The following is a 4,380-nucleotide window of genomic DNA, read 5'->3' on the forward strand; positions in this document are numbered from 1 at the left end:
GCCGCCGACGCGCTGTTCACGCTGAGCACGAGATCGGCGCCCTCGGCAGCGTCGGCCTCGGAGCCGGTCACGACGACGCCGGCCGCCGCGTCGGTGACCGCCGGGTCGTACGCGCGCACCACCGCTCCGGCCGCCGCCAGGTCGCGGGCCAGTTCGCTGCCCGCTTCCCCCAATCCGAGTACCGCGATGGTTCCGGTCATAGCAGAATCCTCCTTGCCAGCTACGATCGAGTGCACGATGTGCTCGACAAAATTGTCAACAAAATCGGAGTCGAGGGTATGACCGAGAGTGCTGCGGACCGGCAGCCGGGGGAGCGTTCGGTGGTGGCGGCCATCCGGGACGCCATCGTCCGCGGTGAGTTCGTGCCCAACCAACGGCTGGTCGAGGCGGACCTGTCCGCCCAGTTCGCGGCGAGCCGCGCCACCGTGCGCGCCGCGCTGATCGAGCTGACCAACGAAGGGCTCGTCGAACGCGTGCAGAACCGCGGCGCCCGCGTGCGCGCGGTTTCGCTCGAAGAGGCCGTCGAGATCTCCGAAGTCCGGATGATGCTCGAATCGCTGTGCGCGGCCAAGGCGGCCGAGCGCATTTCCGACGCCGAGGTCGGCGAGCTGCGCGAACTCGGCGAGCTGATGCAGCAGGCCGTCGCGAGCGGGGACGTCGTCGGGTACTCCGGCCTCAACCAGCGCCTCCACCGGCGAGTCCGCGAGATCAGCGGGCAGCAGACCGCCGCGCAGGTGCTCGAACGGCTGCGCGGGCAGAGCGTCCGGCACCAGTTCCGGCTGGCGATGCGGCCCGGCCGTCCGCAGGTTTCGCTGCCGGAGCACCTCGCGATCATCGACGCCATCTGCGCGAACCACCCCGAGCGCGCCGCCGAAGCCGCCCGGGTGCACCTCGGCAGCGTGATCGAGGCGCTCAAGGCGGCCGACGCCGACGTCTCGCCCCTGAGGTAAACCGTCGCCAAGATTGTTGACAATCTTGGCGACGGAACCGTACGGTGACGGGTATGAAGCCCGTCATCGTCACCGACCCGCCGCGCGCCGACCTCGAGCAGGTGACGCGCCTGGCCGACTTCGGCGTCGCCACCGTGCACGAGGCCCTCGGCCGCTCCGGGCTGCTCGGCTCCGGCCTGCGGCCCATCCAGGACGGCGCGCGCGTGGGCGGCACCGCCGTCACCGCGCTCTGCTGGCCCGGGGACAACCTGATGATCCACGCGGCCGTCGAGCAGTGCCGCGAAGGCGACGTCCTGGTCGTCACCACGACTTCGCCGTGCACCGATGGGCTCTTCGGCGAACTCTTCGCGACCGCGCTGCGCCACCGCGGGGTGCGCGGCCTGGTCACCACCACCGGCGTCCGCGACGTCACCGACCTGCGCGCGCTCGGCTTCCCCGTGTGGTCGGCCGCGATCAGCGCGCAGGGCACCGTCAAGGCGACCGCGGGCGCGGTGAACGTCCCCGTCGCCATCGGGGGCCAGCTGATCCGCCCCGGCGACGCGATCCTGGCCGACGACGACGGCGTCATGCGCGTCCGCCGGGAAGACGTCCAAAAAGGACTGGAAGCCGCGAAGGCGCGCCTGGAAAAGGAAGCCGCCGCGCGGGAGGCGTTCGCCACCGGCCAGCTCGGGCTGGATCGCTACGGGCTGCGCGAAAAGCTCGAAGCGCTCGGCGTCCGGTACCTGACCGCCGAGGAGTACGAGAAGGAGCAGGCATGACCGGCGTGCGCTGCATGCTCATGCGCGGCGGGACGTCGAAGGGTGCCTACTTCCTCGCCGGTGACCTGCCCGCCTACCCCGCCGCCCGCGACGACCTGCTGCTGCGGATCATGGGCACCCCCGACCCGCGTCAGATCGACGGCCTCGGCGGCGCCCAGCCGGTGACGAGCAAGGTCGCGATCGTCTCGGCCGCCGACGACCCCGGCCACGACGTCGACTACCTGTTCCTGCAGCTCGGCGTCGAGGAAGCGACCGTCTCCGACCGCCAGACCTGCGGCAACCTGCTCGCCGGCGTCGGGCAGTTCGCCGTCGAGCGCGGTCTGGTCCCGGCCGGCGACGAGCGCACCACCGTCCGCGTGCGGCTGGTCAACACCGGCACCATCGCCGTTTCGACGTTCGCCACTCCGGGCGGCGAAGTCGATTACCGCGGTGACACGGCGATTTCCGGCGTCCCCGGCACCGCCGCCCCGGTCGAGCTGGACTTCACCGAGACCGAAGGCTCCGTCTGCGGCAGCCTGCTGCCGACCGGCCACGTCCGCGACGACGTCGGCGGCATCGCCGTGTCCTGTGTGGACAACGGGATGCCGGTCGTCGTCGCGCGCGCCGAAGACCTCGGCATCACCGGGTACGAGCCGGTCGAAGAACTCGCCGGAACGGAACTGGCCCAGCGGATCGACGCGCTGCGCGTCGAAGCCGGGAAGCTGATGGGCCTCGGCGACGTCCGCGGCAGCTCGGTCCCGAAGACCACGCTGGTCGCCGCGCCCCGCGACGGCGGCGCCATCTGCACCCGGACGTTCATCCCGGTCAAGCCGCACCCGTCGATCGGCGTGCTCGGCGGCGTCAGCGTCGTCACGGCGTTGCTGCTCGACGGCGCCGTCGGCCACGAACTGCTCGAAACCGGTGCCGGTCCGGTGGAAATCGAGCACCCGAGCGGCAAGCTCGCCGTGGCGATCGAATTCGACGGGTCCCGCGTCCGCCGGTCGACGGTCATCCGGACGGCGCGGAAGTTGTTCGACGGCACCGTTTTCCCCCGTTCCTGAGGAGCCAGCCATGCCCGACCCCTCGCCGCGCCACGAGATCGCGCACCTCGGCCACGTCGAACTGTTCACGCCGGAGCCGGAGAAGAGCCTCGACTTCTTCGTCCGTGTGCTCGGCCTCACCGAGAACGGCACCGAGGGCGACTCGGTGTACCTGCGCACGTGGGACGACTACGAGCACCACAGCCTGAAGCTCACCGCGGCGAAGACGTCCGGGGTCGGGCGGACGGCCCTGCGCGCGTCCAGTGAGGACGCTCTCAAACGCCGGGTGGCGGCGCTGGAGGAGCGCGGCCTCGGCGTCGGCTGGGTCGACGGCGACACCGGGATCGGCCCCACGTACCTGTTCCGCGATCCGGACGGCCACGAACTCGAGCTCTACTGGGAAACCGAGCGCTACGCCCCGCCCGAACACCTGCGGCCCGCGCTGAAGAACCAGGCGCAGGCCTACCCCGGCCGCGGGGTCGGCGTCCGCCGCCTCGACCACGTCAACTACCTGGCGAAGGAAGCGGAAGCCAACGGGCGGTTCGTCTGCGACGCGCTCGGCAGCCGCGTCACCGAACAGATCCGGCTCGACAGCGGCGTGATTTCCGGGCAGTGGACGCACTTCGCGCAGAAGTCCTACGACCTCGTCTACACCAACGACCGGACGGGAACGCGCGGGCGCCTGCACCACATCGCCTTCGCGACCGACACGCGGGAAGACATCCTCCGCGCGGCCGACATCGCGCTCGACAACGGCGTCCACATCGAGACCGGGCCGCACAAGCACGCGATCCAGCAGACGTTCTTCCTCTACGTCTACGAACCGGGCGGCAACCGCGTCGAGCTGTGCAACCCCACCGGCCGGCTGATCTTCGCGCCGGACTGGGAGCCGGTGACCTGGACCGAAGCCGAGCGGGCCAAGGGGCAGGCGTGGGGGCTGAAGACGATCGAGTCCTTCCACACGCACGGGACCCCGCCGGTGGCGTAGTGGCGGCTCCAGGCACTACGCTGAGCGTTTCAGGCGGCGCTCTCCGTGACAGCCTGGGGGTGGGGGATGGCCGGGACGTGGTCGGCGTTCGCAGTGCGCGGGTTCCGGGTGGTGTGGCTCGCGGGCCTGCTTTCGGTGGCCGGCGACCAGCTGGCGCGCGTGGCCCTGTCGATCCTCGTGTACCAGCGCACCGGATCGGCGGCGCTGAGCGCGGCGACGTACGCGCTTTCGATGCTGCCCGCGCTCGTTTCGGGCGCGCTGCTGTCGTGGCTGGCCGACCGGTTCCCGCGGCGGCACGTGATGGTGGTCTGCGACGTCGCCCGTGCGGTGCTGGTGGCGGTGATGGCCGTGCCCGCGACGCCGTTGCCGCTGATGGCCGCGCTGCTCGTGCTCGTCCAGCTCGCCGAAGCGCCGTTCTCCGCGGCGCAGGGAGCGGTGCTGCCGGAACTGCTCGGCACCCGGTACGAAGCGGGCCAGGCGGTGCAGCAGGTCACCACCCAGCTGTGCCTGGTGCTGGGGTTCGCGGCGGCCGCGTTCGTGGTGGCCGGCGTCGGCGCGCACACCGCGCTGGCGATCGACGCCGCCACCTTCGCCGTCTCGGCGCTGCTGATCCGCGCGGGACTGGGCAGCCACCCGCCGCCGGGTGGCCGGCCGCGACAGGGGAC

General features: G+C 71.6%; 6 protein-coding genes. 5 read left to right on the plus strand and 1 reads right to left on the minus strand.

The genetic code is table 11. The features are described from left to right. Window positions 1-200: NAD(P)-binding domain-containing protein (locus G3I65_RS26195; RefSeq protein WP_239071455.1), on the minus strand; the 200-nt coding region annotated here is incomplete at its 3' end. 78 nt (window positions 201-278) lie between these two features. Between G3I65_RS26195 and G3I65_RS26200 the strand changes: the two genes are divergently transcribed. The 5 genes from G3I65_RS26200 to G3I65_RS26220 all read left to right on the plus strand — a co-directional run. Further along, window positions 279-950, plus strand: coding sequence for a GntR family transcriptional regulator (locus G3I65_RS26200; RefSeq protein ID WP_160698467.1), 672 nt, complete (start codon window positions 279-281; stop codon window positions 948-950). Between the two features lie 53 nt (window positions 951-1,003). Then, on the plus strand, window positions 1,004-1,708 hold the full coding sequence (locus G3I65_RS26205; protein ID WP_160698468.1) for a 4-carboxy-4-hydroxy-2-oxoadipate aldolase/oxaloacetate decarboxylase: 705 nt from the start codon (window positions 1,004-1,006) through the stop codon (window positions 1,706-1,708). Next, complete coding sequence (locus tag G3I65_RS26210; RefSeq protein WP_160698469.1) at window positions 1,705-2,748, plus strand: 4-oxalomesaconate tautomerase; 1,044 nt, start codon at window positions 1,705-1,707, stop codon at window positions 2,746-2,748. Before G3I65_RS26205 ends, G3I65_RS26210 begins: the two co-directional genes overlap by 4 nt. Window positions 2,749-2,758: 10 nt before the next feature. Beyond that, on the plus strand, window positions 2,759-3,715 hold the full coding sequence (locus G3I65_RS26215) for a catechol 2,3-dioxygenase (protein ID WP_160698470.1): 957 nt from the start codon (window positions 2,759-2,761) through the stop codon (window positions 3,713-3,715). Window positions 3,716-3,781: 66 nt separating this feature from the next. Next, a partial coding sequence (locus G3I65_RS26220; RefSeq protein WP_160698471.1) for an MFS transporter occupies window positions 3,782-4,380 on the plus strand: 599 nt, incomplete at its 3' end.

Origin of the sequence: Amycolatopsis sp. SID8362 (genome assembly GCF_010550475.1) — a bacterium.
GTDB classification, from domain to species: domain Bacteria; phylum Actinomycetota; class Actinomycetes; order Mycobacteriales; family Pseudonocardiaceae; genus Amycolatopsis; species Amycolatopsis eburnea.

Coding starts and splice junctions, on each gene's coding strand:
- G3I65_RS26200 (WP_160698467.1), top strand. CDS start 279: ATGACCGAGAGTGCTGCGGACCGGCAGCCGGGGGAGCGTTCGGTGGTG.
- G3I65_RS26215 (WP_160698470.1), top strand. CDS start 2,759: ATGCCCGACCCCTCGCCGCGCCACGAGATCGCGCACCTCGGCCACGTC.
- G3I65_RS26205 (WP_160698468.1), top strand. CDS start 1,004: ATGAAGCCCGTCATCGTCACCGACCCGCCGCGCGCCGACCTCGAGCAG.
- G3I65_RS26210 (WP_160698469.1), top strand. CDS start 1,705: ATGACCGGCGTGCGCTGCATGCTCATGCGCGGCGGGACGTCGAAGGGT.